The organism is Terrabacter lapilli (genome assembly GCF_039531305.1).
GTDB classification, from domain to species: Bacteria; Actinomycetota; Actinomycetes; order Actinomycetales; family Dermatophilaceae; genus Terrabacter; species Terrabacter lapilli.
This window is the reverse complement of record NZ_BAAAPU010000007.1, coordinates 580,305-604,904: the sequence shown is the minus strand read 5'-3', so window position 1 is coordinate 604,904 and position 24,600 is coordinate 580,305. Positions and strand designations below refer to the sequence as shown.

General features: G+C 72.2%; 27 protein-coding genes. 14 read left to right on the top strand and 13 right to left on the bottom strand.

The genetic code is table 11. The annotated features are described in order from the left end of the window. Window positions 1-2 precede the first annotated feature (2 nt). Window positions 3-1,799, bottom strand: a complete 1,797-nt coding sequence (locus tag ABD241_RS10710) for a thiamine pyrophosphate-requiring protein (protein WP_344061809.1) — start codon at window positions 1,797-1,799, stop codon at window positions 3-5. Between the two features lie 165 nt (window positions 1,800-1,964). Here ABD241_RS10710 and ABD241_RS10705 point away from each other — a divergent pair, with 165 nt between their 5' ends. Then, on the top strand, window positions 1,965-2,483 hold the full coding sequence (locus ABD241_RS10705) for a MarR family winged helix-turn-helix transcriptional regulator (protein WP_344061806.1): 519 nt from the start codon (window positions 1,965-1,967) through the stop codon (window positions 2,481-2,483). Between the two features lie 82 nt (window positions 2,484-2,565). On the opposite strand, the gene ABD241_RS10700 is transcribed toward ABD241_RS10705, so the two are convergent. From ABD241_RS10700 to ABD241_RS10665, 8 genes are all read right to left on the bottom strand, one after another. Continuing rightward, entirely contained in the window at window positions 2,566-2,976 is a 411-nt protein-coding gene (locus ABD241_RS10700; protein WP_344061803.1) for a VOC family protein, read from the bottom strand. Window positions 2,977-3,000: 24 nt separating this feature from the next. Further along, complete coding sequence (locus ABD241_RS10695) at window positions 3,001-4,836, bottom strand: glycoside hydrolase family 3 protein (RefSeq protein WP_344061800.1); 1,836 nt, start codon at window positions 4,834-4,836, stop codon at window positions 3,001-3,003. 52 nt (window positions 4,837-4,888) lie between these two features. Beyond that, the gene (locus tag ABD241_RS10690; protein WP_344061797.1) at window positions 4,889-6,505 is read right to left on the bottom strand and encodes a glucoamylase family protein; all 1,617 of its coding nucleotides are present in this window, start codon (window positions 6,503-6,505) and stop codon (window positions 4,889-4,891) included. Window positions 6,506-6,524: 19 nt separating this feature from the next. Beyond that, complete coding sequence (locus tag ABD241_RS10685) at window positions 6,525-7,352, bottom strand: carbohydrate ABC transporter permease (protein ID WP_425580770.1); 828 nt, start codon at window positions 7,350-7,352, stop codon at window positions 6,525-6,527. Window positions 7,353-7,452: 100 nt separating this feature from the next. Then, a complete protein-coding gene (locus ABD241_RS10680; protein WP_344061791.1) occupies window positions 7,453-8,385 on the bottom strand; it encodes a carbohydrate ABC transporter permease in 933 nt (310 codons plus the stop codon). Window positions 8,386-8,389: 4 nt separating this feature from the next. Beyond that, window positions 8,390-9,676, bottom strand: coding sequence for a sugar ABC transporter substrate-binding protein (locus tag ABD241_RS10675; protein ID WP_344061788.1), 1,287 nt, complete (start codon window positions 9,674-9,676; stop codon window positions 8,390-8,392). A 97-nt stretch (window positions 9,677-9,773) separates the two neighbouring features. Beyond that, window positions 9,774-10,826 carry a LacI family DNA-binding transcriptional regulator gene (locus tag ABD241_RS10670; RefSeq protein ID WP_344061785.1) on the bottom strand — a complete coding sequence of 351 codons (1,053 nt, stop codon included), beginning with the start codon at window positions 10,824-10,826 and terminating at the stop codon, window positions 9,774-9,776. Between the two features lie 235 nt (window positions 10,827-11,061). Beyond that, entirely contained in the window at window positions 11,062-11,400 is a 339-nt protein-coding gene (locus ABD241_RS10665) for a VOC family protein (RefSeq protein WP_344061782.1), read from the bottom strand. A 105-nt stretch (window positions 11,401-11,505) separates the two neighbouring features. Between ABD241_RS10665 and ABD241_RS10660 the strand changes: the two genes are divergently transcribed. The 3 genes from ABD241_RS10660 to ABD241_RS10650 are packed head-to-tail and all read left to right on the top strand — an operon-like array spanning window position 11,506 to window position 14,272. Next, window positions 11,506-12,432: a sigma-70 family RNA polymerase sigma factor gene (locus tag ABD241_RS10660; RefSeq protein WP_344061779.1), complete on the top strand. Its 927-nt coding sequence runs from the start codon at window positions 11,506-11,508 to the stop codon at window positions 12,430-12,432. A 42-nt stretch (window positions 12,433-12,474) separates the two neighbouring features. Next, window positions 12,475-13,476 carry a patatin-like phospholipase family protein gene (locus tag ABD241_RS10655; RefSeq protein ID WP_344061776.1) on the top strand — a complete coding sequence of 334 codons (1,002 nt, stop codon included), beginning with the start codon at window positions 12,475-12,477 and terminating at the stop codon, window positions 13,474-13,476. Beyond that, a complete protein-coding gene (locus ABD241_RS10650; RefSeq protein ID WP_344061773.1) occupies window positions 13,463-14,272 on the top strand; it encodes an arylamine N-acetyltransferase family protein in 810 nt (269 codons plus the stop codon). Before ABD241_RS10655 ends, ABD241_RS10650 begins: the two co-directional genes overlap by 14 nt. A 38-nt stretch (window positions 14,273-14,310) precedes the next feature. On the opposite strand, the gene ABD241_RS10645 is transcribed toward ABD241_RS10650, so the two are convergent. Next, window positions 14,311-14,766: a VOC family protein gene (locus tag ABD241_RS10645; RefSeq protein ID WP_344061770.1), complete on the bottom strand. Its 456-nt coding sequence runs from the start codon at window positions 14,764-14,766 to the stop codon at window positions 14,311-14,313. 88 nt (window positions 14,767-14,854) lie between these two features. Between ABD241_RS10645 and ABD241_RS10640 the strand changes: the two genes are divergently transcribed. Continuing rightward, a complete protein-coding gene (locus ABD241_RS10640; RefSeq protein WP_344061767.1) occupies window positions 14,855-15,487 on the top strand; it encodes a hemerythrin domain-containing protein in 633 nt (210 codons plus the stop codon). Window positions 15,488-15,500: 13 nt separating this feature from the next. Here ABD241_RS10640 and ABD241_RS10635 read toward each other — a convergent pair whose 3' ends face one another. Then, entirely contained in the window at window positions 15,501-16,301 is an 801-nt protein-coding gene (locus tag ABD241_RS10635; RefSeq protein ID WP_344061764.1) for an inositol monophosphatase family protein, read from the bottom strand. A 203-nt stretch (window positions 16,302-16,504) separates the two neighbouring features. On the opposite strand from ABD241_RS10635, the gene ABD241_RS10630 reads away from it, so the two are divergent. From ABD241_RS10630 to ABD241_RS10620, 3 genes are all read left to right on the top strand, one after another. After that, on the top strand, window positions 16,505-17,656 hold the full coding sequence (locus ABD241_RS10630) for a GNAT family N-acetyltransferase (RefSeq protein ID WP_344061761.1): 1,152 nt from the start codon (window positions 16,505-16,507) through the stop codon (window positions 17,654-17,656). Window positions 17,657-17,734: 78 nt separating this feature from the next. After that, window positions 17,735-18,289 (top strand): SRPBCC domain-containing protein, encoded by a 555-nt coding sequence (locus tag ABD241_RS10625; RefSeq protein ID WP_344061758.1) that lies wholly within the window; start codon window positions 17,735-17,737, stop codon window positions 18,287-18,289. Beyond that, a complete protein-coding gene (locus tag ABD241_RS10620; protein WP_344061755.1) occupies window positions 18,286-19,338 on the top strand; it encodes an NAD-dependent epimerase/dehydratase family protein in 1,053 nt (350 codons plus the stop codon). The genes ABD241_RS10625 and ABD241_RS10620 overlap by 4 nt, the downstream gene beginning before the upstream one ends. A 53-nt stretch (window positions 19,339-19,391) precedes the next feature. Here ABD241_RS10620 and ABD241_RS10615 read toward each other — a convergent pair whose 3' ends face one another. Further along, the gene (locus ABD241_RS10615; protein WP_344061752.1) at window positions 19,392-20,144 is read right to left on the bottom strand and encodes an SDR family NAD(P)-dependent oxidoreductase; all 753 of its coding nucleotides are present in this window, start codon (window positions 20,142-20,144) and stop codon (window positions 19,392-19,394) included. Between the two features lie 285 nt (window positions 20,145-20,429). Here ABD241_RS10615 and ABD241_RS10610 point away from each other — a divergent pair, with 285 nt between their 5' ends. Then, window positions 20,430-20,786, top strand: coding sequence for an antitoxin (locus tag ABD241_RS10610; RefSeq protein ID WP_344061749.1), 357 nt, complete (start codon window positions 20,430-20,432; stop codon window positions 20,784-20,786). A 60-nt stretch (window positions 20,787-20,846) separates the two neighbouring features. Here the strand turns inward: ABD241_RS10610 and ABD241_RS10605 are convergent, their stop codons facing one another. Next, a complete protein-coding gene (locus ABD241_RS10605) occupies window positions 20,847-21,332 on the bottom strand; it encodes a GNAT family N-acetyltransferase (protein WP_344061747.1) in 486 nt (161 codons plus the stop codon). A gap of 165 nt (window positions 21,333-21,497) precedes the next feature. On the opposite strand from ABD241_RS10605, the gene ABD241_RS10600 reads away from it, so the two are divergent. The 5 genes from ABD241_RS10600 to ABD241_RS10580 all read left to right on the top strand — a co-directional run bounded on the left by ABD241_RS10600 (window position 21,498) and on the right by ABD241_RS10580 (window position 24,553). Then, window positions 21,498-21,953, top strand: a complete 456-nt coding sequence (locus ABD241_RS10600; RefSeq protein WP_344061744.1) for an NINE protein — start codon at window positions 21,498-21,500, stop codon at window positions 21,951-21,953. A 131-nt stretch (window positions 21,954-22,084) separates the two neighbouring features. After that, on the top strand, window positions 22,085-22,636 hold the full coding sequence (locus tag ABD241_RS10595) for a DoxX family membrane protein (protein ID WP_344061741.1): 552 nt from the start codon (window positions 22,085-22,087) through the stop codon (window positions 22,634-22,636). A 98-nt stretch (window positions 22,637-22,734) separates the two neighbouring features. After that, window positions 22,735-23,190: a hypothetical protein gene (locus ABD241_RS10590; protein ID WP_344061737.1), complete on the top strand. Its 456-nt coding sequence runs from the start codon at window positions 22,735-22,737 to the stop codon at window positions 23,188-23,190. Between the two features lie 84 nt (window positions 23,191-23,274). After that, window positions 23,275-23,985 (top strand): dienelactone hydrolase family protein, encoded by a 711-nt coding sequence (locus ABD241_RS10585; protein ID WP_344061734.1) that lies wholly within the window; start codon window positions 23,275-23,277, stop codon window positions 23,983-23,985. Window positions 23,986-24,112: 127 nt separating this feature from the next. Then, complete coding sequence (locus ABD241_RS10580) at window positions 24,113-24,553, top strand: hypothetical protein (protein ID WP_344061731.1); 441 nt, start codon at window positions 24,113-24,115, stop codon at window positions 24,551-24,553. The last annotated feature ends 47 nt before the right edge of the window (window positions 24,554-24,600 follow it).

Here is a 24,600-nt window from a genome sequence, read left to right as displayed (position 1 = left end):
GGTCACTCACCACCCTTGAGGCCGGGCACGACCTGCTGGGCCTTCATCTTCACGCCCTGCTTGATGAAGCCCCAACGGTTCTCGTCGCCGTGCAGCACCGCCGCCGCGGTCGCCTTGGCCTGCTCCGTCGTGGCGTGCGGTGGGATGGGCGGCACGTCGGGGTCGCAGCGCACGTCGAGGACGGTCGGCCGGTCGCCGGACAGGGCGGCGTCCCAGGCCGGCCCGAGCTGGTCCGGGTCGTCGATGTTGACCCCGACGAGTCCGAGGCTGCGGGCGAAGCCGGCGTAGTCGACGTCGGGGAGGGTCTGCGACTCGGCGAACTTCGGCGAGCCCTCCATGGCGCGCATCTCCCACGTCACCTGGTTCAGGTCGTTGTTGTGCAGGACCGCCACGACGAGCCGCGGGTCGGTCCACTGCTGCCAGTAGTGCGCGACCGTGATGAGCTCGGCCATGCCGTTCATCTGCATCGCGCCGTCGCCGACGAGGGCGATGGCAGGGCGGTCGGGGTGGGCCCACTTGGCGCCGATGACGTAGGGGACGCCCGGACCCATCGTGGCGAGGGTCCCGGAGAGCGAGCCGAGGATGTCACCGTGGAAGCGCAGGTTGCGGGCGTACCAGTTGGCGGCGCTGCCGGAGTCGGCGGCGACCATGGCGTCGGCCGGCAGGCGGCTCGAGAGCTCGGAGAAGATCCGCATCGGGTTGACCGGGTCGGCGTCGTTCATCGCCCAGGTGTCGACGGTCCGCCACCAGTCCTCGACGCTGCCCTCGATCTCCTCGCGCCAGGAGCGGTCCTCCTTGCGGTGCAGGAGCGGGATGAGGGCCCGCAGGGTGGCCTTGGCGTCGCCGACGAGGTTGAGCTCGTACGGGTAGCGCATCCCGATCCACGCCTCGGAGCGATCGATCTGGACGGCCCGGGCCTGGTCGAGCGGTGGCATGAACTGCGTGTAGGGGAAGTTCGAGCCGATGGTCAGCAGCGTGTCGCAGCCCATCATGAGGTCCCACGACGCGGTCGTGCCGAGCAGGCCGATGGAGCCGGTGACCCAGGGCAGGGTGTCGGGCAGCACGTCCTTGCCGAGCAGCGCCTTGGCCGCACCGGCACCGAGCAGGTCGGCCACCTCGGTCAGCTCGGCCTCGCACCCCCGCGCCCCCTGACCGACGAGCAGGGCGACCTTCTCGCCGGCGTTGAGCAGGTCGGCGGCGCGCCGGACGGCCTCGTCGTCGGGGCACGCCGTGGCCCGTGCAGTGCCCACGCTCGAGGGCACCATCTTGAACGCGTGGCCGGGCGGGGTGTACTCGAGCTCGAGGACGTCGGACGGGAAGATGATGCAGGTCGGCGCGCTGCGGGCCCGGGCGATCCGGATGGCGCGGTCGATGAGGTTGGGCAGCTGCTCGGGCACGGTGCACATCTGCACGTAGTCGGAGCAGACGTCCTTGAAGAGGGTGAGCAGGTCGACCTCCTGCTGGTACGACCCGCCCATCGCGCTGCGAGCGGTCTGCCCGACGATGGCGACGACCGGCACGTGGTCGAGCTTGGCGTCGTAGAGGCCGTTGAGCAGGTGGATGGCGCCCGGACCGCTCGTCGCGGCGCAGACCCCCACCTCCCCGGAGAACTTCGCGTAGCCGACCGCCTCGAAGGCCGCCATCTCCTCGTGACGCGCCTGGACGAACTGCGGGTCGTCCTCGGCCCGCCCCCACGCGGCGAGCAGTCCGTTGATCCCGTCACCGGGGAAGCCGAACACCTGGCGCACACCCCAGTCGCGCAGCCGGGAGAGAACCACGTCGGCAACCTGCTGGGCCATCTCGATCTCCTTCGACGTCGTCGTGGACGAGTGCAACCGGACCTCGTCGAGTCCGTGGCTCGCCCCCTGCGAGCCCTCCGCCAGCGGCGCCTGACCGGAAGACCTTCCCTTTCTTTCTACGCGCAACAGTTGCGGAACGCAAGAGTTGCGCGGCAGACTGGAGCGGTGCCGAACAAGGACACCCCCGCGCACACCCGTGGCGAGCCTGCCGACGGTCGCCTACCCCGGGACGACGAGGTCGAAGCGGTGCTCGACGCGTGCCGGGTTCTCGTCGCGATCACCGCCCGCTCGATGGCTGCCACCTCCGAGGTGACGGACCTGCTTCACCTGCGCGCGCTGGTCGTGCTGTGGAGCCGGCCGTCCCTGTCGCTCGGCGAGCTCGCCGACGCGGTGGGCATCCACCTGACCCGCGCGAGCCGGCTGTGCGACCGGCTCGTGACCCGCGGCCTCGTCGACCGCGCCGACGACCCGGTCAACCGCCGCCAGCTCGTGCTGCGCCTCACGCCCGCCGGGCAGCAGGTGGTCCGCGACGTCATGCACGAGCGCGCCGAGGAGATCCGGCCCATCCTCGCCCGGATGAGTGCGACCGGACGCGCCGGCCTTGTCAGCTCGCTGGGCGAGTTCGCCCGCGCGGCAGACGGGCTCGCGGCCCACGACCTCTGGGCCCTCGGCTGGGACACCTAGGGGGCAGCTGACGCTCGCGAGTCGAGGTGATCGGAGACCGTATGCGGTCGCGGATCACCTCGGACCTCGCGGCGTACGCGCCCTAGTCGCTCTGGGGCCAGACGGGGCCCTGGTCGGTCCAGGTGACACCCCTGTTGCGGCAGAGGCAGAACGGGTGACCCACAGGGTCGGTGTAGACGCGCCACCCGTAGCCACCGGGGCCGAGGGAGTCCCGCCGCAGGGTGGCACCGAGGGCCAGCACCCTCTGCTGCTCGGCCTCGATGTCGTCGACCTCGAAGTCGAGGTGGAACTGCTTCGGGTGCTCGTCGTCGGGCCACTGCGGGGCGCGATAGTCCTCCACGCGGATGAAGGCCAGCTCGAGCTCGCCGAACTGGATGCCGGCCCAGTCGACGGTGCTGCCCTCCTTGACCGGGCGGCCCGTCACCTCCGCGTAGAAGGCGGCCAGCCCCAACGTGTCCGGGCAGTCGATGATGACATCGGTCAGTCGCAGCACCCGAGGATGGTGCCACATCGAGGGTCAGTCGGTCTCGAACCCGAGGCCGTGTCCGAAGGGGAAGAGCGGGTCGTCGTAGCCGGGCACGTCCTCGCCGTGCGCACGGACCTGGTCCATCGAGCGCGGCAGGTCGAAGGGCAGGCGGCCCACCGGCGGGATCGTGCCGGTGACGGCGTCGAGCAGGGCGTCGTCGCAGCTGCCGTAGCTGCCGACCACCGCCGAGGCGAACCGCAGCAGCGGCGTGATGACGGCGGGCCGGTCGAGGACGACGTCGACGACGAGCGGGCACACCGCGGCGATGCGCTCGAGGCGGGCGACCAGGCCGGGCGGGAAGTCGAGCGAGCCCTGGTGGAACCACGACTCGAGGAAGAGGTCCGAGCGCGGGTCGAACGGCGCGGTGAGCCGGACGACGGCGACGTCGGCGTCCTCGGGCCGGTCGACGAGCTTGCCGTGCCGGGCCACCGCCTCGGGCGAGACCCGCTCGGCGTAGATGCGCAGCCCCGACTCCAGCGGGAGCCGACCACCGTCGTTGTGGAGGACGGTCACCGAACGGGCCTGGGCGGCATACCCCTCCTCGCGGAAGTCGTCGCGGCCCACGACGGCGGCGGCCGCGTCCTCGTCGACGTAGGGGTTCTCGAAGAGCCCGAGGCGGAACTTCACGGCGAGGATCCGCCGCGCCGACTCGTCGATGCGGGCCTCGGTGACCCGGCCCTGGCGCACGAGGTCGAGCAGGATCTCGACGCACTCCTCGCCGCCGAACTGGTCGGCGCCGGCCTCGAGGATCAGCTCCATCCGGCCGTGCGGGTCGAGGTGCTCGACCCCCCACGCGCGCGCCGGGAGGACCTGCTCGCCGACGTGGTTGTCGTTGACGAGCTCCCAGTCGGTGACGACGACGCCGTCGTAGCCGAGCTTCTCGCGCAGCAGCCCGGTCACGACCTGCTTGTTGTAGCCGAAGCCGACCGGCTCGATCTCGACTCCGTCGACGACGAGGTCGACCGGCATGCCGTAGTAGGGCATGATCCCGGCCGTCCCGGCCTCGATGATCGCCGGGAAGGGCTTCAGGTGGTCGGCGAAACGGCCTCCGGGATAGACCTGTTCGCGGCCGTAGGGGAAGTGCGCGTCCTCGCCGTCCTTCTGCGGGCCACCGCCCGGGAAGTGCTTGCTCGTGCACGCGACGCTGCCCGGTCCGAGCGAATCCCCTTGGAAGCCCTTGAGGTACGCGACGCCGAGCTCGGTGACGAGGTCGGGGTCCTGGCCGAAGGTGCCGGCCTGACGGGCCCAGCGCGGCTCGGTCGCCAGGTCCAGCGTCGGGTGCAGGGCCGCGCGGATCCCGACCGCGACGTACTCCTGGCGGGCGATGTCGGCGAAGCGCCGCACCGCGTCCGGGTCGCGCAGCGCCGCGAGCCCGAGCGGCTCGGGCCACTGCGAGAAGGCGCCGGCGGAGAAGGACACCCCGACGTTCTCGATGAACGCGTGCCGCGGGTCGGTCGAGACCGTCACCGGTATGCCGTGTGGCGTCCGCTCGGCGAGCGCCTGCAGGGCGTTGCTCCACCGGGCCGCCATCCGCGGGTCCTCGAGGGCGTGGACGTTGAAGTGGCTCAGGTGCTTCTCGAGGACGACCGTGCTCGTCGCCGACTTGCTGATGTTGCCGGGGCGCTCGAGCACCGTCCCGTCGGTGCCCGCCTCGATGACGGTCTGGAACATCAGGCCGACCTTCTCCTCGAGCGAGAGCCGACCGAGGAGGTCGTCGACCCGCTCCTCGACGGGCAGCCGGGGGTCCTCGTAGGGGTCCATCCGGCCGTTGCCGTTGAGGTCGCGGTAGGCGACGCCGTCCTCGGTCGTGCTCAGCTCGGGGCGCACAGGTCAGTGCCTTTCGTTCGCGAGGGGGTGGGGGGTGAGGTCGGTCGGCGGGTCAGGCGACCGGGCTGGCGCCGAACTCCTCGATGCCGATGACCGGCCGCAGCGCGCGCTCGACGGCGTCGGTGCTGAAGGCCCGGCGGATCACGTCGTTGCCGAGGACGTTGCCGACCGCGCCCATGATCATCGCCTGGTCGAGCGAGAGGTAGCGGCGGGCGATCGTGCCCGACCGGACCGCGACGGCGTCGAAGAAGCCACCCGGGCCGTATGCGTGCAGCTCGGTCTGGATGCGCGCGAGGTTCGTGAACGCCTCGTCGGGCTCGTGCATCATCGCGAGGAACGACGCGTGCGGGGTGACGACGCCGTCGCCGTAGGTCGGTGACGGGTTGGTCGCCGGCCGGCAGTCACCGAAGCCGGCGTCGTAGTTGGTCATCTCCTGGTCGGAGAAGTAGCCGTCGGGGTTCATCCCCAGCGCGTCGACGCCGTACTCGCGGTAGCCGCCGGCGGGGTTGCTCGACGGGCTGAAACCCCAGTAGCCGTAGCCGGCCTCGAGCAGGCCGTGCTCGCGCTGGGCCCGGACGTGCAGCGGGTGGTTGCGGCCCCACGAGTTCGGCGCCCACGCGGCCTCGTCGACGAAGACGTCGGGCATCAGCTCCTCGAACATCGAGCCGCCCCAGCCGGGGACGATGTGCGTGCCGCGGTAGGTGTAGGCGCCCTCGTAGACGTCGATGCCGAAGTAGGTGCGGTGCTCGCCGACCGGCTGCATCTCGGGCCACGCCCAGTCGCACGAGGCCGGGAAGGTGCGCCACATGGCGAAGTACTGCTTGGCCGGGATCTGCCCGGTGATGATGCCGAGATAGCTCGTGATGCGGGTCTCCGACACGGTCGTGTCGTAGTGGTGCGTCGTGAGCCAGACGGGGTCGCCGCCGATGTGGGTGCCCCGGTAGGTGCCGCCGGGCCGGCCGTCCTCGTGCGGGTAGAAGCCGCCGTGGATGAGGCCGCCCTCGCGGACCTGGTGGGCCGGGTCGCTGTTGTCGTTGTAGAACGCGTCCCATCGCATGCGGTCGAAGATCCGCTTGGCCCACGGCCCGGCCGCGCGGTCGGAGCTCTGGACGACGAGCAGCGCGGCGCCGAGCCAGCCGTTGTCGACGCTCGAGCAGAACGGGACGACCTTGTCGCCGGAGCCGGGCCAGGAGTGCAGCGCCGTGCCGGTGGCCTCGTCGTACCAGTTGTAGTACATGCCGCTCGGGGCGTGGTGCTCCATCCGGTAGACCGTCTTGAGGGTCCGGAGCAGGCGGGCCGTCGCCTCGCCGCGGGTGATGATGCCGAGCTCACGGGCCGCGATCGTCGACCACAGGTAGCCGCCGATGTTCGTCGGGGAGGTGTAGCCGGACCGGTCGCCGGCCGCGAGCGACTCGGCGATGTTGTCGGCGGGCAGGCCCGTGGTCGGGTCCGTCATGGCGACGAGGCTGCGCCACGTGTCGGCCGCCCACGTGCGGACGGTGGCGCGGTCGAGGGAGCGCACGACGGTCGGGCCCGACGCGGCGGCGAACCGGCTGCCGGCAGCGCTCGGGCGCGACCCGGCATACGCCGACGGGGTGAACGCGAGGGCTGCGATGGAGGCGGCGCCGCCGACGAGCAGCGACCTGCGGGTGGGGGTGTGCTGGGTCATCTGGGTGCTCCTTCTGCCGTTACTTGAGGCCGGTGGTGGCGATGCCCTCGATGAAGCGCTTCTGGAAGACGAGGAAGACCACGAGGATCGGGATGATGACGACGGTCGCTCCGGCGAGGAGCAGCCCGTAGTTCGTGCTGTTCTGACCGGTCGAGTAGAGGGCGAGGGCCACGGGGAGGGTGTAGTGGTCCTCGGACTGCGCGACGACGAGCGGCCACAGGAAGTTGTTCCAGCTGCCGAGGAAGGTGAGGATCCCGAGCGTCGCGAGGGCGGGGCCGCAGAGCGGCAGGATGATCCGGAAGAAGATCCGCAGCTCGCCGGCGCCGTCGACGCGGCCGGCGTCGAGCAGGTCCTTGGGCAGGCCGAGGATGAACTGGCGCATGAGGAAGACGCCGAAGGGGCTGACGAGGAAGGGCAGGAACAGGCCCGGGATCGTGTCGACGAGGCCGGCGTTGGCCACGAGCACGAAGAGCGGCACGAAGGTGACGACGCCGGGGATCATCAGGGTCGTCATGACGGCCACGAAGATGACCCGCTTGCCCTTGAAGTCGAGCATCGCCAGGGCGTAGCCGAGCATCGAGCAGAAGATGAGGTTGCCGGCCGTGACGACGACGGCGACGACGATCGAGTTGGTGAAGTACTGCCCGAAGTTGAGCTTGCTGAACAGCTGCGTGTAGTTGTCCAGCGAGGCGTGCTGGGGCAGCCACGTCGGCGGCACCTGGCGCAGCTCGCCCTCGCCCTTGAAGCTGCCGAGCACCATCCACGCGAACGGTGCGACGACGGCGACGAGCGCGACGACGAGGATGAGGTAGAGCCACCACCGGCTGCCCTGTCCCGAGCCGACCATGCCCGCGCGAGGAGCGCGAGAACCGTTGGGCGACTGGGCGGCTCGCGGACTGCGCCGAGGCTGGGCCTCCGGGGTGCGGGGTGCGGTGTCGACGGACATGTCAGGTCCTCTCTCGCAGCAGCCGGAACTGGATGGCCGTGACGATCGCGATGACGACGAAGATCAGGTAGCTCATCGCCGACGCGAGGCCGTAGTTGCCGAAGCCGAACTGCTGGTAGGTGTACATCGACAGCGAGACGGTGCTGTTGAGCGGACCGCCCCTGGTCATGACGTAGGGCTCCTCGAAGAACTGGAGGTAGCCGATCGCCGTCGTCACCATGACGAAGAGCAGGGTCGGGCGCAGCAGCGGCATCGTGACGTGGCGGAACCGCTTCCACGCGCCGGCACCGTCGATGGCGGCGGCCTCGTGCAGCTCGCCGGGCACGGCCTGCAGGCCGGCGAGGAAGATGATCATCGCGGTGCCGAAGTTGCGCCACGAGGCCATCAGGATCAGCGAGGGCATTGACCAGTGCGGGTCGCCGAGCCAGTTCGGCCCGTCGATGCCGACCCAGCCGAGCACGGTGTTGATGAGCCCGCCAGGGTTCTGCAGGAGGAAGCGCCACACGACGGCCACTGCGACGATCGAGGTGATGACCGGCATGTAGAAGCCGAGGCGGAAGACCGCACGGAAGCGGGTGATCCCCTTGTCGAGCGCGACGGCCGCCGCGAGCGCGACGACGAGCGTCAGCGGCATACCGACGAGGACGAAGTAGGCGGTGTTGCCGGCGGCGGTGCGGAAGAGCGGGTCGGACAGCGCCTTGGTGAAGTTGTCGAACCCGATGATGTTGACGGCGAACGGGTTTCGCAGGTCGCGGGCTCTCGTGTCCGTGAAGCTCATGAAGAGCGACTGGACCACCGGCCACGCGGTGAAGGCGAGGAAGAGCAGGCAGAACGGGACGGCCAGGATCCAGGCCGCCCGCCCCTCCCGCCGGCGGGCCGAGTCGGTCCGCCGGGGGGAGGGCGCCGCACCGGTGTGGGCGGTCTGGGCGGTCATCGGATCACATTCCCGTGCCGATGGCGTCGGCCTGCTGCTGCGCGGTCTTGAGGGCCTGGGCCGGGTCCTCACCCGTCTTGGTGACCTTCTCCATCTCGGTGTCGAGGCCCTTGACGGCCTGCTCCCAGGTCGGGAAGGTCGGCGGGGCCTTGGCCGTCTCGAGCTGCTTGCCGAAGACGGCGAGCTTCTTGTCCGAGGCCAGGGCCGGGTCCTGCCATGCGCTCTTGACCGAGGGCAGGTCGGTGGAGATCGTGTACCACTTGGCCTGGACCTTCGGGTCGGCCAGCCACTGGACGAACTTCCAGGCGGTGTCGCGGTTCTTCGTGTTCTTGAAGACGACGAAGTTGGAGCCGCCGACGAACGAGGAGGACCCGGCCGAGCCGGCGGGGATCGGCGCGACGTTGTACTTGTCCTTGAAGCCGGCGCCGCCCACCTTCTCGACGGCGGACATCATCCAGGGGCCCGAGATGAACATCGGGACCTTGCCGCTCGCGAAGTCCGGCTCGGTCGTCGGGGTGGCCGGGGCGCTCTTGTCGGAGATGCCGTCGGTGAAGAAGGACTGGTAGTACTTCGCGGCCTTGAGCATCGGCGGGCTGTCGAAGTTGTAGGCCTTGCCGCCGTCCTTGGTGAGGTCCGCACCGTCGCTCCAGGCGAAGGGCATGAGGGTCTGCCACGAGCCCTCGCCACCGGCCTGCAGGCCGATGCCCCACTTGGCGCCGGCCTTGGTCTGCATGGCCTTGGCCATGTCGTGCAGGCCCTGCCAGGTGTTCGGGACGGTCTCGTAGCCGGCCTTCTTGGCGAGGTCGCTGCGGTAGTAGACGACGCGCGTCTCGACGTACCACGGGATGCCGTAGGAGGTGCCGTTCACCTCGGTGGTCTTCTGCGCACCGTCGAAGAAGGAGGACTTGTCGATCGACGCAGGCGTCGGGTCGATGGCGTTGCTGCTCGCGAACTCGCCCATCCACGTCGTGCCGACCATGGCCACGTCGGGGGTCTTGCCGGCCGTGATGGCGGTGGTGAACTTGTCGTGCGCGGCGTCCCACGGGATGGCCGTGACCTGGACCTTGACGCCGGGGTTGGCGGCCTCGAAGTCCTTGGTCAGCTTGGACAGGTTGTCCCCCTCGGCACCCATCGCCCAGACGGTGATCGTGCCGCTGGCCTTGCCGGTGCTGACGGCGGCGCCGGTCTGGCCGGCTGCGCTGCCACCGGCGTCGGCGTTGCGACCGCAGGCGGTCATGGTGAGGGCCGCGGCAGTCATGCACGCGACCGTGATGGCTGTGGTGCGTCTCATCGGTCTCTCACTTTCTCGGGTGTCCGACGGCTGTGTCGGCTTGGGGGTGGGGTCGGGGGCGGGCTGTCGTGGAGGGGTGACGGAGTCGGGGGGCGGCTCAGGGCGCTGCGCAGCCGCAGGAGCCGCGGATGACGAGCGCGGTGGGCAGGACCTGGGGCTCGAGCAGCGGCCGGCCGCCCGAGACGCGCTGGTGCAGGCGCTCGGCGGCGAGGACGCCGAGGTCGTGGACGGGCTGGCGCACGGTGGTGAGGCCGGGCCGGACGTAGCGGGCGGCCATGACGTCGTCCCAGCCGACGACGGCGATCTCGCCGGGGACGTCGCGCCCGGCGTCCTGCAGGTGCGACATGATCGCGAGCGCGAGCTCGTCGTTGGCGCAGACGAGGCCGTCGGCCTCGAGCTCCCCGGCGAGGATGCGTTCGGCGACGGCCTCGCCGGTGCCCTCGCGGAAGGCGACCCGCAGCGGCTCGGCCGGCTCGAGATCGCGGGCCCGGTGGGCGGCGACGAAGCCGGCGTGGCGCTCGGAGATGTCGGGCGCGCCGTCGGGGTCACCGACGAAGAGCAGCCGGGTGCGGCCGTGGGCGAGGACGTGCTCGGTGAGCTGCTCGGCGCTCCGGGCGTTCTCGGCGCGCACGCTCTCGATGCCCTCCTGCGGCGCACCGGCGATGATCACCACCGGCTTCTGCCCGTGCAGCGCGCGGGCGACGGCGGGAGGCATGGCCGCCGACCCGAGGACGGCGATGGCGTCGACGTGGGTCGCGAGCTGGCGCACGGCCCGGGCGATGTCGGCCTTGCCCTCGGTGAGCATGAGGGTGACGCTCTGGCCGAGCTCGGCGGCCCGCGACTCGAAGCCGATGAGCAGCTCGGCGTAGTAGGGGCCGGAGAGCTCCGGGAGGATCAGGCCGTGGGCCTCGTGGTGGCGCACGGCCAGGCTGCGCGCGGCCCCCAGCGGGACGTAGTTGAGCTGCTCGACCGCGTCGAGGACCTTCTGGGTGGTCGTCGTCGAGACGGTCCCCGCGCCCTGGAGCACCCGCGAGACGGTGGCGATCGAGACACCGGCGCGCTCGGCGACCGAGTAGATGGTGGCGCCCGCGGAGCTGGTGCCGGAGGCCTGGCCGGAGCTCTGGCCGTTGGGCTTGCGTGCAGTCGCCATGGGGCACCACCTTTCGCGTCTCGTCGTTGAGTCGGCGCCTTGTAAGCGCTTACATCCGCCTGTCCATACTGCACAGTTGCCGCAAGCGGCGCAAGACCCCTGTGTGCGGCAGCGCACGCAACCAGGCCGCCGACGAGCCGAGTTCCCCTGCCGCACAGCGCCACCCGCAGTCGGGAGCCGAGACAGACGTATGCCGTCCCGCGGGGCCCGCGGGACGGCATACGCACTCGGTCGGTCAGCCCTGCATGAGGCCGATCATGTTGCCGTCGGGATCGGCGAGGACGGCCACGGTGCGCCCGCCGCCGACGTTCGTGGGCTTCTGCTTGACGGTGGCGCCGGCCCCGACGAGGGACTCGACGGTGGCCTCGAGGTCGTCGACCGGCCAGTACGGCGTGCCGCCCGTCAGGCCCTTGCGGTGGCCGTTCGGGTCGAGGGCGATCTCCTGGCCGTCGACGTTGTAGCCGACGTAGTAGGACTCGTCGGTGTGCGGCTGGGTGCCGAGCAGCGTCGTGAAGACGTTCTTGGCGGCGGCCAGGTCGGTGACGGGGTAGATGAGCGTGGTTGCGGTGGACATCGGTCTCTCCTCGGTCTGCGTCGGATGGTGGCCGGACCGGTGTCACATCGGGTGCTCCCGGTCCGTCAGTGCTATGACGGACGACGAACCGAGGATGTGACGGCGATGATGACAGGGACGGACGACGGCAGCCGCGAGCAGTGGCTGGCCCGGGACTTCGAGCAGCACCGGCCGCGGCTGCGGGCCGTGGCCTACCGCGTGCTGGGCTCCTCCGCGGACGCGGACGACGCGGTGCAGGAGGCCTGGCTGCGCCTGAGCCGCAGCGACACCGACGAGATCGCGAACCTCGGTGGCTGGCTGACGACGGTGGTGGGGCGGATCAGCCTCGACCTGCTGCGGTCGCGCAGCTCCCGGCGCGAGGACGGCTGGGACGACGGGCTGGCCGAGCTCACCGGCCACGGCGGCCGTGGCGCACCGGGAGTCACCACGCAGCCGCCGCCCGACCCGGCGAGCGAGGCCGAGCTCGCCGACAGCATCGGCCTCGCGCTGCTCGTCGTCCTGGACACGCTCGCCCCGGCGGAGCGGCTCGCATTCGTGCTGCACGACCTCTTCGGTATGCCGTTCGAGCAGGTCGCCGACATCGTCGACCGCTCCCCCGCGGCCACCCGCCAGCTCGCGAGCCGCGCGAGGCGGCGGGTCCGGGCCGCCGACGCCGACTCGGTGGGGCCGGCGCGCACGCGCGAGCGCGAGGTCGTGACCGCCTTCCTCGCCGCCGCCCGCGGTGGCGACTTCGCCGGGCTGCTCGAGCTGCTCGACCCGGACGTCGTGCTGACGGCTGACGCCGCGGCCGTGGCCATGGGCGCGCCGGAGGTGCTGCGCGGCCCCGACGCCGTGGCGGCGCGCTTCAACGGCGGGGCGCGCTCGGCGCGGCTCGCCGCCTTCGACGGCGGGGTCGGGGCGGTGTGGACGCTGCGCGGCGAGCCGAAGGTGGCCTTCCGCTTCACGGTCGAGGACGACCGGGTCACCGGCATCGAGATGGTCTCGGACCGGGCCCGGCTCGACGCGATGGAGATCTGGTACCTGACCTCCTGAACGCTCGACGGCCCGCAACAGGGTCCGGCTATCGTCGAGGACGTGGCAGACGGGATGCGTGCAGCGGTCGTCCTCGGCTCGGGCGGTGCCCGCGGCTACGCCCACATCGGGGCCCTCGAGGTCCTGGCGGAGCGCGGTTTCGAGGTCGTGTCGATCGCCGGCACGTCGATGGGGGCGCTCGTCGGCGGCGTCGCGGCGGCGGGCAAGCTCGACGCCTACACGGAGTGGGCCCGGCGCCTCACCCAGCGCGAGGTGTGGCGCCTGCTCGACCTCGGCCTCCCCGCCCAGGGCGGGGCGATCCGGGCCGAGCGGATCATTGCCAAGGTGGGCGAGATCCTCGAGGGCGTGGCCATCGAGGACCTGCCGATCCCCTACACGGCGGTCGCGACCGACATCAACGCCCGCCGTGAGGTCTGGTTCCAGCACGGACCGGTGGACCACGCGATCCGGGCCTCCATCGCGATCCCCGGCGTCATCACCCCCGCGGTCATCAACGGGCGGGTGCTCGTCGACGGCGGCCTCATCAACCCCATCCCGATCGAGCCGACCGCAGCGGCGTCGGCCGACCTCACCATCGCGGTCTCGCTGTCGGGCATGCGGGCCAGCGTCGGGCCGAAGACGCCGGTCAAGGAGACCTCGGAGCAGCGGCCGCACGAGGAGTGGACGTCCCGCCTGCGGCGCAGCGCGGCCGAGGTGCTCGAGCGGGAGCGGGTCAAGGCCATCACGAGCCGGTTCGCGGCGCACGGCCGTGACCTCGACTCCGAGGCGACGCTGCCGCAGTCGGTGGTGGACGCCGTGCCGCAGACGCCGACCGAGGCCCTCCTGACGAAGGGCGCCGACGTCGGGCTCGTCGACCTGCTCAACATGAGCTTCGACACCATGTCGACGCTGATCTCGCGCTACCGGATGGCCAGCAACCCGCCCGACGTGCTCGTCACCGTCCCGTCCAACGCGGTGCGCACCCTCGACTTCCACCGGGCGGCGGAGATGATCGAGCTCGGCCGGGAGCTGACGGGAGAGGCCCTCGACCATGCCGGCTACTGACGAGCCGCCCGACGCCCTCGTCGCGGCGCAGGCCCACGCGTACCTCGCCCGCATCGGCGCGGCCGTCCCCGAGGCGCCCACCCTCGACGCGCTCGCGTCGCTGCACCTGGCGCACCTGCTGGCCGTGCCGTTCGAGAACCTCGACATCTCGCTCGGCCGCCCGATCCGGCTCGATCGGGACGCGATGCTCGCCAAGGTGGTGGGCGCCCGTCGTGGCGGCTACTGCTACGAGCTCAACGGCCTCTTCGCGCTGCTGCTGCGCCACCTCGGGTATGCCGTCACCCTCGTCTCCGCCCGCGTGGCCACCGCGGACGGCGGGCTCACCGCCGAGTTCGACCACGTCGCACTCCTCGTGTCCGGCGGCGGGCTCGACGGGCCGGTGCTCGCCGACGTGGGCTTCGGGGAGGGCTTCGTCGAGCCGCTGCCGCTTCGCGACGGGTTCGAGCGGCGGGAACGCGGGCACGACGTGGGCCTCGCGCGGCGCGGCGAGACAGGCGACACGTGGGCCTACCGCGAGCGCCGGGACGGCGAGGGGTGGCGTGACCGCTTCGTCTTCACGACCACGCCACACCCCCTGTCCGACTTCGCCGAGCGCAACGAGTGGCAGCAGACCTCGCCCGACAGCCACTTCACCCGCTCGCGGGTGGCCTCGCTCCTCACCCGCGACGGGCGGGTCACCCTGAGCGGCAGCCGCCTCATCACGACGGCGCACGGCCGTCGTGAGGAGACCGAGCTCGCCGACGAGGGCGCGGGGCGGGCGGCCCTCGCCGGCCGCTTCGGGATCGTGCTGGCCTGAGCGGCTGCGCCCTCGACCGGCGCGCTCGGCCGGCCCGCTCAGTCCCAGGCGTCCTTGCTCGGGCGGCAGAGGCAGAAGGGGTGGCCGGCGGGGTCGGCGTAGACCCGGAAGCCTCGCTCGGGCTTCGGCTGCGGCGGCTCGACCGGGTCGAGGGCGGTGCCGCCGAGCTCGAGCACCCGCTCGTGGGCCGCCGCGATGTCGGCGACGACGAAGTCGAGGTGCGCCTGCTGCTGCCCCCGCGGCCAGTCCGGCGAGGTGTGCTCGGGCGCGAGCTGGGTGGCGATGCGCGGGCCGTCCCAGACGACGTCGAACCAGTCGCCGTCCGGGTCGGCCTTCACGGTGCCGCCGAGGAGCTCGGCGTAGAAGGTCGCGACACCGCCCGGGTCGGCGCAGTCGAGGGCGACGCAGTCCCAGCCGATCTTCGAGGCAGTGCTGTTCGAGCCGGTGCCGTCAGGGGCAGTGCTGTCAAGGGCAGTGCTGTCAGGAGTGCTCATGGCCCCACCCAACCACCGCCCGGTGACGTGGGCTCGGGCATGAGGCACAGTGGGGCTACTTCCCGCCGGACGAGAGCAAGGACCACCTGTGGACATCACCGACGTCATCCTCCGCCAGCACGACGAGCAGCGGCGCATGTTCGCCATGCTCGAGGAGTGGCCGCGCGACGACCGCGAGGGCCTCGCCGCCGTCTGGAAGCGGCTCGAGATCCTGCTCGAGGTGCACGCCGAGGCGGAGGAGCGCTACTTCTACCCCGAGCTGCTGCGCCTCGGCACGGGCGGCGCCGACGCCGAGTCCGTCGACGAGGAGGTTGAGGACGCCGTCAAGGACCACAACAAGATCCGCGACGCGGTGCGCCGGGTCGCGGACGCCGAGACCGGCTCGGACGAGTGGTGGACCGCCGTCGTCGACGCCAACGTGCACAACAGCGACCACATGGGCGAGGAGGAGCGCCAGGACCTCGCCGACTTCCGCCAGCGCGCGAGCCTCGAGCTGCGCCACGAGATCGCCGTCCAGTTCCTGCGATACGAGGCGCAGCGGTGGGCCGAGGGCATCACCCCCCGCGACAAGGACCCCGAGGACTACGTCGAGGGCGAGAAGACCGACGAGCCGTCCGAGGTCGCGCAGCAGGCCGCCCGCGACGCCGAGGAGGCTGCGACCACGGGGCCGGTCAGCTCCGAGCCCTCCCTCAAGGCGTCCGAGGACGCCGACGAGGACTGACCCTCCGGGGCTCTCAGGTCAGCTGGTCGCCCGAGGCGAGGGCACGGCATACGGCGTCGTATGCCGTGGGGCTGCCGGCCGCGACGAGGCCCGGGGGGCGGGTGTCGCGGGGGCTGTAGACGTGACCGGCGGTCGTGCCGAGGACGCCGCCGGACTCGGCGAGCAGCAGCGAGCCGGGCACGTGGTCCCACGGCGAGGCGTTGCGGTAGACGATGTAGTCGGCCTCGCCCTCGACGAGCTTGGGGTAGTCGATGCCGCACGAGACCCAGGTGAGGCCCATCGGCGGCAGGCCGTCGAGGGTCTTGCCGACCCAGGAGCGGCGGGACGTGCGCCCACGCAGGTCCTCAGCGTCGGGCTCGGGGATGGTGAGGCGGTGCGTGCCCTCGTCGTCGTGGCGCCACGTGCCCGAGCCGCGCTCGGCGACGTAGCCGAGCCGGTGCTGCGGCTGCCAGATCCACGCCCGGACCGCCTGGCCGCCCACGGTCTCGGCGACCATGACGGCGTGGTCCTTCGAGCCGTGCACGAAGTTCTTCGTGCCATCCACGGGGTCGACGGTGAAGGCGTGGTCGGCGGCGGCATACCGCTGCATCAGCCCCGGGTCGCCGGCGAAGGTCTCCTCGCCGAGGATCACGGCGTCGGGGTAGGCGGCGACGAGCGCGTCGGTGATGAGCTTCTCGGCCTCGCGGTCGGCGTCGGTGACGAGGTCACCGGGCCGCTTCTCGTGCACCTCGGCGTCGGCGAGCGAACGGAACCGCGGGTTGATGACCTCCTCCGCGACGTTCTCGAGCAGGGCCAGCACCTCGACGGTCTCCATCGCTCCAACCTAGCGACTCCGGGCCCCGGTTCCCGACGCGGTGTTAGCCGGGGTGCCGGGGTGGGTACAGGGACACCGGAACGCAGCCTGTGGAGGGGAAGCGGGCCGACGGAGCGGGAGCCGGCACGCTGGCTCCCGCTCCTTCCGCTGTGCCGGCCGATATGCCGGTGACGAGGCCCTGTGCCGGCTGGCAGGCTGGCGCCGTGACCGTGACCACCACCGTGCCGACGCTGACCGACGGGGTCGTGACCCTGCGCGCCCACTCCCTCGACGACGCCGACGCGATCGTCGACCAGAGCCGCGATCCCGAGAGCCTGCGCTGGACCACCGTGCCCCGCCCCTATACCCGCGAGCACGCGGTCGGCTTCATCGAGGGCAACCTCGCGGCGTGGGGCGAGGCCGGGGCCAAGCGGTCGTGGGCCATCGAGTGGACCGACGACGGCGGCGACGCCCGCTACGGCGGCACGATCGACCTGCGCCCGGGAGCGGCCGCCTCGGTCGGCGAACTGGGCTTCGGCCTGCACCCCGACGCCCGCGGCCGCGGGCTCATGTCGCGGGCGGTGCGGCTCGTCGTGCGGCACGCCTTCGCCACCCCCGTCTGGGGTGTCCCGGTGCGCCGGGTGCACTGGCGGGCGATCGTCGGAAACTGGGGCTCGCGCCGTGCGGCCTGGGCAGCCGGGTTCACCTTCCACGGCACGCTCCCGGGCAGCCACCCCGACCCCGACGGCGGCCCCGACGCGCTCGACACCTGGATGGGCAGCATCACCCCGGGCGACCCGTTGTCGCCGCAGACGCCGTGGCTCGCGGCCACTCCGGCCGAGGGCGAGCGAGTTCGCTTGCGGCCGTGGCGGATCGAGGACATCGACGCGGTGGAGGTGCGCAACGACCCCGAGCACTGGATGCCGTCGCGCTCGATCATCCGTCGCGAGAACTTCGCGACGTGGGTCCACAACCGGCAGGAGCGGATGGCCGAGGGTACCGGGATCGACTGGTGCGTCGCGGACGTCGAGAGCGACCGCGCCCTGGGCGGCATCACGGTCTTCAGCCGCGGCGGCCCGATCACCGACGTCGCCGAGCTCGGCTACCAGTTCTTCCCCAGCGCCCGCGGTCGCGGGGCCGCGAAGGAGGCGGCGCGGCTGGCCGTCGCCCACGCGCTCGCCCCGACGAGCGAGGGCGGCCTCGGGCTGCGCCGGCTCGTGGCCGAGACGGCTGCCGACAACGAGGCGAGCAACGCGGTCCTGCGGTCGGTCGGCTTCGTGGAGTTCGGCCGCGAGCACGCGGTCGACCGACTCGCCGACGGCGGCTGGGGCGACGGGCTCTACTGGGAGCTGCTGCCGGGCGGCACCACGCCGTGACCCGGGCGCCGAGGCGCGGACCGCCCCTGTCGGGACCGCGACGGGTATGCCACGGTTGACCCCGTCGGAAGGAGCGCGATGAGACTCGGTCACGAGCAGGTGCTCGATGCGCCGCTCGACGCGGTCTGGACCCACTTCATGGACCTGCACCGGATCGGGCGCTGCTTCCCGGGTGCGAAGGTCACGCAGGTCCACGGCGACGACTTCGTCGGCGAGATCCGGGCGAAGCTGGGGCCGCTGTCGCTCTACTTCGACGGCACCGGCTCCATGACCGAGCGCGACGCCGACGCCGGTCGTGCCCGGCTCGCCGCGACCGGCCAGGAGCGTCACGGCCTCGGCAAGGCGACGATCGACATCACCCTGAAGCTGCATCCGCTCGGCGACGGCAACCGGACCCGGGCGCAGCTCGCGACCGACCTCGTCTTCCTCGGCTTCCCGATGGACTTCGGCACGGGCCTGGTGCAGCGCGCCTCCGACCCACTCATCGACCGCTTCCTCACCTGCATGTCGGTGCCCGGCCGGGGCCACGACGAAGCGATGGAGGCCGACGACGACGGCCTCGACCTCGTCCGCTCCGCCACCGACCTGCTCGGCTCCTTCCGCCGCGAGCGGCGCGAGCGCAAGCGGCGATGAGGGTCGCCGTCGTCGGCGCGAGCGGCTACGTCGGCTCCCGGCTGGTGCCCGAGCTGCTCCGGCGCGGCCACGACGTCGTGGCGACGCACCACCGGAGCCCGGCGACGGCATACCCCTGGGCCGGCGACGTCGAGTGGCGCCGCGTCGACGTGCAGGACGAGGAGCGCGTGCTCGAGGCGCTGGAGGGCGTCGACGCGATCTGCTACCTCGTGCACGGACTCGACGACGAGGACTTCATGCGCCTCGATCGGCAGGCCGCCGACAACGTCGCGTACGCGGCGGGCGCCGTCGGCGCGACGCGCCTCGTCTACTTCTCGGGCATCGTCCCCGACCTGCCGGCGGCCGAGCTGTCGGACCACCTGCTCTCGCGCCTCGAGGTCGAGGAGGTCCTGGCGGCAGCGGAGTGCTCGGTGCTGACGCTGCGCGCGTCGATGGTCATCGGGGCCGGGTCGACGAGCTTCGAGGTGATGCGCCAGATGTCGCACCGGCTCGGGGTCGTGCAGACCGTGCCAGCGTGGATGGGCGGCTCGGTGATCCAGCCGGTCGCCGTCGCCGATGCCGTGTGGTTCCTCGCCGAGGCGCTCGAGCGGCCCGACGCGACCGGGCACCTCGACGTCGTGGGCCCCGACCGGCTCAGCTACGTCGCGCTGCTGAGGACGTATGCCGCCCGCGCCCGGCTGCTGCGGCTGCAGCTGCCGGTGTGGCTCGCTCCCGTCGGCGCGGTCGCGCGCGTCGCCGGCGCGCTCGTCGACGTGCCGAGCGGCACGGTGCGCTCGCTCATCCCGAGCCTCGGCCACGACATGGTCGGGCGCCTCGACGCCGCGGATGTCCTCGGCGAGCCTCCTGGTGGGCGCCTCGCCGTGGCCGACGCCGTGACCCGGTCGCTGGCGACGTCCCGGGCCGGCGACGGCGCGTCGGACGGCGCCTCGGTCGAGGGCGATCCGCAGGCCCCTTCGGTGGGCGACCCGGGCTGGGCGCGACACCGCTCGGTCCTGTCGTGGGTGGGCGCCCGGGCCTGGTCGGCGGCGTGGTCGGCCGTCCGCGGCTGAGCGCCGTGGACGGCCGGTGCCCCGTCACACCGCCGGGACAGCTGGGGGCCGCGTCACTTCGCGATGAACCCTCCGTCGATGTAGAGCTCGGATCCGGTGACGAACGACGCGTCGTCGCTGGCGAGGTAGGCGACGCCGGCGGCGACCTCCTCGGGCCGGCCGAGGCGGCCCATCGGGGTGACGTCGAGCATGGCCTGCTCGATCGGGGTGCCCTTGGCCTGCTCGAGGATCGGGGTGTCGATGAAGCCGGGATGCACCGAGTTGACGCGCACCCCGTCGGCCGCCCAGTGCAGCGCGATGTTCTTCGTCAGCGTGCGGACCGCGCCCTTGGCCGCATGGTAGGCCGGCGAGCCGCCGAAGCCGCCGCTCGTGCCGAAGATCGAGCTGATGTTGACGACCGAGCCGTGGCCTGACGCCTTGAGGTGGGGCGCCGCCGTCTTCATGCCGAGGAAGACGCCGGTCTGGTCGATCGAGATGGTGCGCTCCCAGTCGGCGAGGGTGGTGTCCTCGATGGCCGCGAGGTCGCCCATGCCGGCGTTGTTGACGAGGATGTCGAGCGACCCGAACTCCTCGACCGCCTGGTCCACCGCGACCTGCCAGTCGGCCTCGCTCGTGACGTCGTGGCGCAGGAAGTCCACCCTCGCGCCGGTTGCCTTCAGCTGCTCCGTCGTCTCGGCACCGAGGCTCTCGTTGACGTCGGTCAGGAGCACTGCCGCGCCCTCCTCCGCGAGGCGCCGCGCGGTGGCCCTGCCGATGCCGCTGGCTGCGCCCGTCACGAGGGCCACCCGACCTTCGAGCCGTTCCATGATCCACCCGATTCCTCTGTGCGACAGGTGCCTTGCCTGCAGGTCCATTGTCCGCCCAACGCGCCCGCGGCACACGGTGATCCCCCGCACCGGTGGCGGGAGGTGACGAACCAGACATCTCCCCCGGTCAGTTGAACCGGTCAGCTCGACCGGTCAGCTCGGCCGGTCAGGGGTGCTCAGGGTTCTTTCCGGGTCGACCCCGGTTGCGGGCGGCACACCGGGGGTAAGACCGTGGAAGCAGGACGTCCGGCCATCGGGTCGGGCCAGTGCAGACGAGGAGACACCGTGTCGTTCGGTGAGCAGATGAAGCACAAGGCTGACGAGGTCCACTTCCAGGAGAAGGCCAAGGACTTCGGCGACGCCCTCGTCGAGATGGCCAGGGCCGCGATGTCGGTCGCAGCCGGCTACGCCCAGGACAACCGAGGCAAGGTCGACGGCGCCCTCGACAAGGCCGAGGCCAAGATCAGCGAGAAGACCGGCGGCAAGCACGCCGACACCGTCACCAAGGTTCGAGCCTCGGTCGACAAGGGCATTGACAAGCTCGTGGACAAGCACGACCAGGCAGCTCCTCCCACCCCTGGCGTGCCCGACGACAAGCACAGTGCCTTCGACGAGGACTCCCCCGCCGGCAACCCGACGTAGGCCGGCACCCGAAGCCGTATGCCGCCCGACCTCCCGACGCGGCATACGGCTTCGGCGTGCTCAGAGGGCCAGTGTCCAGCGGTAGAGGTCGCCGTCGGCGCCGGTCCGGGTGAAGCCCGCTCGCTCGAGGGTGCGCTGCGACGGGACGTTGTCCCGGTCCGTGTCGGCGACGACGCGCGAGAGGCCGTGCTCACGGGCCAGGTCGACGAGCGCCCGCGCGGCCTCGGCCGCGAAGCCCGAGCCCCGGCCGGAGGGAGCGAGGCCGTAGCCGATCTCGGCCGTCCCGTCCTCGGGCGGCCCCTTGAAGCCGATGCCGCCGATCGCCTGCCCGTCGGCGGTCCGGGCGATCACGTAGTGGCCGAAGGGCCGCTGGTCGCCATGCGCGGCGATCGCCCGCAGGAACATCGTGGCGCCGATGACGTCGCCGTCGAAGGGGAAGTCGGGCGCCCACGAGTCGTGCGGCCCGGGACGGCGCGCCACGATGCGCTCGGCCTCGTCGACGTCGATGGCGCGAAGGGTCAGCCGCTCGGTGCACAGGTCGGTCACGCGGTCAGGAGACCAGCCGCCGGTCGGTGGCGCAACCGAATTGCCCTGCCGCCCGGCCCGGATGTCCGCGTTGGCGCGCGTACGGCGGCGGTGTGGACGATGCTGGTGCCGAGACGTGCCGCACCGTCCCACCACCGTTTCCCACCCCCGCTTCGGAGTCGACCGATGAGCCAGCCAGCCGCCCAGCCCGAACCGCCGGCCAGGTCTGCCGTGCCCGTCCCGCAGGAGATCCCCGCCGGCTGGTATCCCGACCCCGAGGGCCGGGCACAGTCGCGCTACTGGGACGGCGCGGAGTGGACCGACCAGCTCGGCCCGCTGCTGCCCCAGATGCAGCCCGCCCAGCCGGTCCACGCCGCGCCGTCCCTGGCGTCGGCCTTCGTGCCGGTGGCGACCGACGCGAACGGCATGCCGGTGAGCGACCGGTCGAGGCTCGCAGCAGCGCTGCTGTGCTTCTTCGTCGGCGTCTTCGGCGTGCACCGCTTCTACGTCGGCAAGGTGGGCACCGGCATCCTGCAGCTCGTGACGTTCGGCGGGTTCGGCATCTGGTGGCTCGCCGACCTGATCGTCATCCTCGTCGGCGGCTTCCGCGACGCCCAGCAGCGCCTGCTCGTCAACTGGTGAGCTCGCCCGATTTGCCTGCGAACACACGACTTTCGTCTAGGTAGGGCGACTCAAACCCCGGCCGCCGCGTATCTCGCCGCGGCCCTGCTCCTTCTGAGGTCTCGACAGTCCGACCTCAAGGAGAGAGCACCATGTCGCAGTACGTCATCGACCGGCCCACCGGCCCCGACGCCCACCGTTCCATCCCGTCCGTCCGCCTGGCCTCGCTCACCGTGCGGGCCACGCGCCTGGCCTCCTCGGCGGTCGACCGCCTGCTGGCCGTCCTCGTCGCCCACAGCCTCGTGGCCCTGCGGATCAGCCTGGGCCTGGTCTTCCTCGGCTTCGGCGTCCTGAAGTTCTTCCCGGGCCTCAGCCCGGCGGAGGCGATCGCCTCGGCGACCCTCGACCGGCTCACCTTCGGCCTGGTCACGGGCCACGCCGCGGTGCTGCTGACGGCCGTGACCGAGACCGTCATCGGGATCACCCTGGTCTCGGGGAAGCTCCTGCGGGTTGGCCTCGTCGTGCTCGCCGGCGCGCTCGTCGGGATCATGTCGCCGCTCGCCCTCTTCACGGCCGAGCTGTTCCCGCACGGCCCCACGCTGATGGGCCAGTACGTCCTCAAGGACATCGTCCTCGCCGCCTCCGCGCTCGTCGTCGCCGCCCACGCCCTCGGCGCGCGGCTGCACGTCGGCTCGGACGACTGAGCGAAGCGCCCACACCGGGCGACCGCTGGGTGCACGCTGACCGTGACGGCGCACCCGGCGGTCGCCCCTGCCGACCACGTAGACGAAGGAGAGTGCTGATGACCACCCTGACCACCCGCCCCGCGTCGGCCGCCGCCGTACGCGCCCACCACCTCGCCGACGCCCCGTCGGACCTGCGCTGTCCCGCCGCCGGCAAGAGCCGCTCCATGCACCGCTTCCCCGCCGCGACGTACCTCTGCCGCGCCGTGGCCCGCGAGGAGCGCGCGATCGCCCAGCAGGCGCTCGAGGCCACCGACCGGACGGCCTCACGCCGCGTCGGGGCGCTCGCGCTCACCGGCTCCGCGGTCTTCGCCGCCGTCCTCGTGCTGCTGGCGACCGGCCGGGCCGAGGCCGCGCCCGGCGCGGTTGTCCTGGCCCTGCTCGCCGCCGCCTTCGTCCTCGTCGTCGTGGCACTCGTCGTGGTCCTGCGCCGCCACGAGGCCGAGCACGACGCCCTGGCCCATCGGGTCCAGATGTACGAGGCGCGACTGCAGGAGCTCCGGGCCCGCCGCTGACCCGTTGCCTGCCCGCTGACCCGGCCACACGGCATACGCCGGGACGTCGGATGCCGTTCAGGCAGGCTCGCCATACTGTGCGCCATGACCGAGAACGTGACGATTGCGACCGACGCCGGCGAGATGCCCGCACGCTTCTGGCTCCCGCCCACCGGCCACGGCCCCGGGATCGTCGTGCTCCAGGAGATCTTCGGCGTCAGCGACTACATCCAGCGTCGCGCCGCCCAGCTCGCCGAGGCCGGCTACGTCGTGGTGGCGCCCGAGATCTTCTGGCGGCTCGGCGTCACCGAGCCGGTCGAGGGCGAGGACGCGCTGCAGCAGGGCATGGGCCTCGTCCAGCGGCTCGACTGGGACGCCGCCGTCACGGATGCCGCCGCGACGGTCGAGTGGCTGCGCGACCGCGACGAGGTGACCGGTGGCGTCGGCGCGGTGGGCTTCTGCTTCGGCGGCGGCCTCGGCTACAACGTCGCCGCGCACCTCGAGTCGGGCGACTCGGCGCCGCTCGATGCGCTCGTCAGCTACTACGGGTCCTCCCTGCCGAGCCTGCACGAGTCGCTCACCGTGACGGCCCCGAGCCTGCACCACTTCGGCCTCGCCGACTCGTTCATCGACACCGACACCGTCCGCCGCATCGAGGCCTCGCTGAGCCGGCAGCCCGACACGGTCGTCGAGACGTATGCCGGCGCCGACCACGCGTTCGACAACGACGACATGCCGTGGCACGACCCGGCGTCCTCGACGCTGGCCTGGGCCACGACGATGGAGTTCCTGCGGGAGCGGCTGCCGGTGGCCTGAGCCACCCGCTCCCGGACGCGTCGGGGCACGCGCCCGTGGACGCGGCCGGTCGGGCCGGGACGAGAGCGGGTATGGCCCGGTGGGCTGCTGCAAGGCAGCCCGAGCCCGAAACCGACGAGGAGTCCCCGTGGATCTGCACCAGGTCGAGGTCGTGGCTCCCGGCCTGGCCGCCCGGATCGCCGGCGCGGAGCGAGGCCAGGCCCGGCGTTTCGCCTTCCGCGTCGCCCGGCTCGCCTGCTCGGTGGCGGGCGTCCACGACAACACCGCGCTCGAGGTGGCCCGTGGCGGTCTCGAGCACTACCCGGAGATCGACGACCTCGTGAAGCTGTGGGAGCTCGAGCGCCGGCTCGAGTCCGCGTGCGAGGCGAGCCTCGGCGCCGATCCCCGCACGGCGGACCTCTCCCAGCTGCACCTGCACGACGAGTGCGTCGAGGCCCGTGCGGTCGCCGCCGTGATCGCCGCCCTCAAGCCGGACGCCCTGGCGGCGGCCCGGGACGCCACGCGGGAGGCCCTCGCCGCCGGCTGCGACCGTGTCGTCCTCGAGGACCTGGCGAGCGAGCTGCTCTGATCCGCCGGCCCGGCGGAGTCGGTGCCGGAGTCGGTGCCGCAGTCGGT

What these genes read in the sequence shown, in the direction of transcription:
- ABD241_RS10710 (WP_344061809.1), bottom strand. Translation starts at nt 1,799, where the DNA reads ATGGCCCAGCAGGTTGCCGACGTGGTTCTCTCCCGGCTGCGCGACTGG.
- ABD241_RS10690 (WP_344061797.1), bottom strand. Translation starts at nt 6,505, where the DNA reads ATGACCCAGCACACCCCCACCCGCAGGTCGCTGCTCGTCGGCGGCGCC.
- ABD241_RS10685 (WP_425580770.1), bottom strand. Translation starts at nt 7,352, where the DNA reads ATGGTCGGCTCGGGACAGGGCAGCCGGTGGTGGCTCTACCTCATCCTC.
- ABD241_RS10680 (WP_344061791.1), bottom strand. Translation starts at nt 8,385, where the DNA reads ATGACCGCCCAGACCGCCCACACCGGTGCGGCGCCCTCCCCCCGGCGG.
- ABD241_RS10675 (WP_344061788.1), bottom strand. Translation starts at nt 9,676, where the DNA reads ATGAGACGCACCACAGCCATCACGGTCGCGTGCATGACTGCCGCGGCC.
- ABD241_RS10670 (WP_344061785.1), bottom strand. Translation starts at nt 10,826, where the DNA reads ATGGCGACTGCACGCAAGCCCAACGGCCAGAGCTCCGGCCAGGCCTCC.
- ABD241_RS10665 (WP_344061782.1), bottom strand. Translation starts at nt 11,400, where the DNA reads ATGTCCACCGCAACCACGCTCATCTACCCCGTCACCGACCTGGCCGCC.
- ABD241_RS10660 (WP_344061779.1), top strand. Translation starts at nt 11,506, where the DNA reads ATGATGACAGGGACGGACGACGGCAGCCGCGAGCAGTGGCTGGCCCGG.
- ABD241_RS10650 (WP_344061773.1), top strand. Translation starts at nt 13,463, where the DNA reads ATGCCGGCTACTGACGAGCCGCCCGACGCCCTCGTCGCGGCGCAGGCC.
- ABD241_RS10645 (WP_344061770.1), bottom strand. Translation starts at nt 14,766, where the DNA reads ATGAGCACTCCTGACAGCACTGCCCTTGACAGCACTGCCCCTGACGGC.
- ABD241_RS10635 (WP_344061764.1), bottom strand. Translation starts at nt 16,301, where the DNA reads ATGGAGACCGTCGAGGTGCTGGCCCTGCTCGAGAACGTCGCGGAGGAG.
- ABD241_RS10625 (WP_344061758.1), top strand. Translation starts at nt 17,735, where the DNA reads ATGAGACTCGGTCACGAGCAGGTGCTCGATGCGCCGCTCGACGCGGTC.
- ABD241_RS10620 (WP_344061755.1), top strand. Translation starts at nt 18,286, where the DNA reads ATGAGGGTCGCCGTCGTCGGCGCGAGCGGCTACGTCGGCTCCCGGCTG.
- ABD241_RS10615 (WP_344061752.1), bottom strand. Translation starts at nt 20,144, where the DNA reads ATGGAACGGCTCGAAGGTCGGGTGGCCCTCGTGACGGGCGCAGCCAGC.
- ABD241_RS10600 (WP_344061744.1), top strand. Translation starts at nt 21,498, where the DNA reads ATGAGCCAGCCAGCCGCCCAGCCCGAACCGCCGGCCAGGTCTGCCGTG.
- ABD241_RS10595 (WP_344061741.1), top strand. Translation starts at nt 22,085, where the DNA reads ATGTCGCAGTACGTCATCGACCGGCCCACCGGCCCCGACGCCCACCGT.
- ABD241_RS10590 (WP_344061737.1), top strand. Translation starts at nt 22,735, where the DNA reads ATGACCACCCTGACCACCCGCCCCGCGTCGGCCGCCGCCGTACGCGCC.
- ABD241_RS10585 (WP_344061734.1), top strand. Translation starts at nt 23,275, where the DNA reads ATGACCGAGAACGTGACGATTGCGACCGACGCCGGCGAGATGCCCGCA.